This is a genomic window from Kitasatospora sp. NPDC004799 (assembly GCF_040609095.1).
GTDB lineage: Bacteria > Actinomycetota > Actinomycetes > Streptomycetales > Streptomycetaceae > Kitasatospora.
Genome location: NZ_JBEXJK010000597.1, coordinates 1 through 3,572 on the forward strand (window position 1 = coordinate 1; position 3,572 = coordinate 3,572).

Consider the following 3,572-nt stretch of genomic DNA (forward strand, 5'->3'; position numbering starts at 1 on the left):
GCCGTCGAGCAGTTCGGCCAGGCCCTGCTCGGCCCGCGCGGCGGCCTCCGCGAGCCGCCCGGCCTCCCCGGCGGCGGCGCGGGCCTGCCCGCCGAGCCGGCCGAGCGCCCCGGCGACCTGGGCCCGCTCCCGTTCCGACTCCCGCCGCCGCTCGGCCAGTCGCTCCACCTCGGCGGCCGACTCCCGCCGCCGCTCGGTGAGTTCGGCCAGCCGCTCGGCCGACTCGGCGCAGCGGGCGGCGAGTTCGTCGATCGCCCGGGCCGCCTCGTCCACCGCCGCCTGGGTCTCCAGCAGGCTCGGCGCACCGCCGGAGCCGCCCTGGGCGAACCCGGCACCGAGCCGGTCCCCGTCGGCGGTGACGGCGCAGAGCCCGGGGTGCGCGGCGACCAGCCGCAGCGCCCGGTCGAGGTCCGCGACCACCGCCACCCCAGCCAGCAGCCGGCGGACCGCACCGAGCAACTCGGGTGGTCCGTCGACCAGTTCGGCCGCCCAGCGGGCGCCGTCCGGCAGCTCCCCGACCGGATCGGCCGGGTCGGCCGGGCCGGCGGCACCGGCGATCAGCAGCGCGGCCCGGCCGGCGTCCTCGGCTCGCAGCAGCCGCAGCGCCCCGGCGGCGGCGGACGGCGAGTCGACGGCCACCGCGTCGGCCGCCGCGCCGAGCGCCGCGGCGACCGGCAGCTCGTACCCCGCCTCGATCCGCAGCAGCGCGGCCGCCGGGCCGAGCAGCCCGTCCAGCCGCTCCCCCGCGTCGAGCAGCGCGCCGGTGCCGTCCTTGCGGCGCAGCCCGAGGGAGAGCGCCTCGTGCCGGGCGGTCAGCCCGGCCCGCTCGCGCTCGGCCGCGCCGGCCGCCTCCCGGGCCGCGGCGAGCTCCGCCTCGACGGCGGCCAGCCGCTCGCGCGCCCGCTGGTAGCGGCCCTCGGCCCGCTCGTCGTCCCCGGCCAGGCCGTCCACCTGCCGCTGGAGTTCGTCCAGCTCGCCCTGGGCGGCCTCGGCCCGCAGCAGCGCCTCGTCCCTGGCCTCGGTGAGCCGGCCGGTCTCGGCCTGCGCCGCGGCGGCCCTGGACCGGGCGGCGGCGGCCTGCCCCTGCAGCCGGGCCAGGCCCTCCCGGCGGTCGGCGATGGCCCGGGCGGCGTCGCGCAGCCGCCGCTCCTCGGCGGCCAGCTCCCGCTCCAGCCCGTCCTTGCGCTCGACCGCCTCGGCCAGCGCGTACTGCGCCTCCTCCAGGGCCTCGGTCAGCGCGGCCTCCTCCTCGCGGACCCGCTCGGCCTCCCGTTCCAGCTCCTCCGGGTCGCGTCCGCGCCGCTCCTCGCCCCGGCCCCCGGCGACGGCGTGCCGGGCCCGGGCCTCGGCCAGCCCGACGGTGCCGCGGGTGCGCTCGGCGAGCGCGGAGAGCCGGTACCAGGCCTGCCGGGCGGCCTCCAGTCCGGGGCCGAGCTGCTGGACCTGCGCCTCCAGGACGCGCTCGCGCTGCACCGCCCGGGCCAGCTCCTGCTCGACGGTGGTGCGGCGCAGCCGCAGCGCCAGCTCGTCCGCGATCTCGGCCTCGACGGCCCGGCGGAGCGTGCACAGGTCGTCGGCGAGCAGCCGCAGCCGGGCGTCGCGCAGGTCGGCCTGGATGCCGGCGGCCCGGCGGGCGACCCTGGCCTGGCGGCCGAGCGGCCCGAGCTGGCGGCGCAGTTCGGCCACCAGGTCCTGGACCCGGTTGAGGTTGGCCTGCATCGCGTCCAGCTTCCGCAGCGCCTTCTCCTTGCGCTTGCGGTGCTTGAGGACGCCGGCCGCCTCCTCGATGAAGGCGCGCCGGCCCATCGGGTCGGCGTGCAGCACGGAGTCCAGCCGGCCCTGCCCGACGATGACGTGCATCTCGCGGCCGATGCCGGAGTCGGAGAGCAGTTCCTGGATGTCCAGCAGGCGGCAGGTCTCGCCGTTGAGCGCGTACTCGCTGCCGCCGTTGCGGAACATGGTCCGGGTGATGGTCACCTCGGAGTAGTCGATCGGCAGGGCGCCGTCGGCGTTGTCGATGGTGAGGCTGACCTCGGCGCGGCCGAGCGGGGCGCGCCCGCTGGTCCCGGCGAAGATGACGTCCTCCATCTTGCCGCCGCGCAGCGACTTGGCCCCCTGCTCGCCCATCACCCAGGACAGCGCGTCGACCACGTTCGACTTGCCCGAGCCGTTCGGGCCGACGACGCAGGTGATGCCGGGCTCGAAGCGCAGGGTGGTGCTGGACGCGAAGGACTTGAACCCGCGCAGCGTCAGACTCTTCAGGTGCACGCGGCCGGTCCCCTCGATCGCTCGGACGGGAACCGACTGTATCCGGAGTCCGACACGACGAAGGGACGCCACATCCGGGCGTCCCTTGCAAGCTGCGTCCCTTTCGGGGCGACTCAGTGCACAGCGGCGTCGATCTGCGAGGACCGGGCGGGACTCAGGTGAGAGCCGGCTCCCGCTGGTCCAGATCGATGCTGTGGAGCAACGAGTGCTCGCCAGCGACAGCGGTCAGTGCGTCGTTCTCAGCCTGCATCCGAAGGAGCTCGGCTTCAAGATCCTGGACGCGCTGCTGAAGCCGCCGCATCTCGGAGAGCATTCGCGGGTCGGGGCCGCCGACGTACCCGAGAAGCGCCTTTGCCATGATGAATGGTCCTCCACGCTGAGTGACCGAACCGGAACGGTTCAGGTCTAGGGGGAAGGGGGACGCACGCGCGGCGCGTCACCGGAAGTGCTGGCTGGGCACTACGGCGCAACCACCGTGAGCTGGACTCACGAGGGCAGGCGCCTGCCGGAACAACGCGGTCGTGTGCGCGGGCTTCCAGCGTCTCACCAAAGACGGTACGGGTCAACACGATCACCGCACGCTACCGCGCCCTGTCACCTGCCCGGCGGTGTGGTCACGCCTGGGGGCCTCGGGACGGGTCCACCACGTGCTCGTGGATCATCGTTCGATGCGGAGTCAACCACGAGTCTGCCCGGATGGCAACCTCGTGACACCGCCAGTTCCGGATCAATTCCCGGAAGCCCGCGCGGCGGGCCGCCGCCAGGCCGCCGGCTGGCCGCGAAAGGGCCCCGACGGGCCGGCCCGGGGGCGGCTCAGCGGATCTCGAAGCCCTCGTAGCCGGGGCCGACGGCCGTCCAGATCTCGGTGACCCCGCTGACGTTCCCCGGGGTCCCCGGGCCGCGCAGCCGGGCCAGCAGCTCCTCGCAGTCGGCGGCGAGCCCCTCGGCCACCACCTGCACCCGGCCGTCGCCGAGGTTGCCGGCGTATCCGGTCAGTCCGATCTCCAGCGCCCGCGCCCTGGTCCACCAGCGGAAGCCGACCTGCTGGACCTTCCCCCGGACCCAGGCGGTCACCCGGACCGGTTCCTCACTGTGGGCGTCGCGACCGTGCATGCCCCGACCTTAGGACACGCCCCGGCCGGACGCCCGCCCGCCCAGCCCGCGGAAGCCCACCGCGCGCCAGGACGTCAGCGGCCCCGCCGGTGCTCCAGCGGGGCCGCTGACGTGGGAGTCGACTCGGCGGGTTACCAGTCCCCGCCGCCGAAGTCGCCACCGCCACCGAAGTCGCTGTCGCTGAAGTCGGC

At 75.9% G+C, this 3,572-nt stretch carries 3 protein-coding genes; all 3 read right to left on the minus strand.

Annotated features, from left to right (window positions below; genetic code table 11):
* A partial coding sequence (locus tag ABZW03_RS38630; RefSeq protein WP_355269221.1) for an AAA family ATPase occupies positions 1 to 2,268 on the minus strand: 2,268 nt, incomplete at its 3' end.
* A gap of 154 nt (positions 2,269 to 2,422) precedes the next feature.
* Positions 2,423 to 2,626 (minus strand): hypothetical protein, encoded by a 204-nt coding sequence (locus ABZW03_RS38635; protein ID WP_355269223.1) that lies wholly within the window; start codon positions 2,624 to 2,626, stop codon positions 2,423 to 2,425.
* A 455-nt stretch (positions 2,627 to 3,081) separates the two neighbouring features.
* Entirely contained in the window at positions 3,082 to 3,381 is a 300-nt protein-coding gene (locus ABZW03_RS38640; RefSeq protein ID WP_355269225.1) for an acylphosphatase, read from the minus strand.
* Positions 3,382 to 3,572 lie beyond the last annotated feature (191 nt).